Source organism: Phytohalomonas tamaricis (genome assembly GCF_003012345.1).
Taxonomy (GTDB): Bacteria; Pseudomonadota; Gammaproteobacteria; order Pseudomonadales; family Halomonadaceae; genus Phytohalomonas; species Phytohalomonas tamaricis.
In genome coordinates this window covers 1-286 of the sequence record NZ_PVRV01000009.1, presented here as the reverse complement: position 1 = coordinate 286, position 286 = coordinate 1, and the positions used below count along the sequence as shown (strand labels likewise).

At 62.2% G+C, this 286-nt stretch carries 1 pseudogene; it reads left to right on the top strand.

Features of this window, described 5'->3' with window-relative positions:
• Positions 1 to 22 precede the first annotated feature (22 nt).
• Positions 23 to 286 (top strand): annotated as a pseudogene (locus tag C3Z11_RS00040) (TRAP transporter small permease); the annotation flags it as partial.

Genomic DNA, 286 nt, shown 5'->3' with positions numbered 1-286 from the left:
CGTCGGAGGGTCTGAACGCATCATGAACGCCCTGCTTCGTCTCAGTACCTGGCTGAGCCGCATCGCGCTGACCGTCGCCGGCATTGCCTTGCTGGCAATGATGATGGTGACCGTCGTCGATGTCGTGTTGCGCTACGCCTTCACGCTTTCCAATGGTGCCTCGGGATTGGTAATGATCGGCAGCGTCGAGCTGGTCAGCTATCTGCTCATGTTCGCGCTGCTGGCCGCCATGGCTGCCCACGTCGAGCGCAGCCAGGTGGTGGTCGAGGTCTTCACCCAGGCGCTG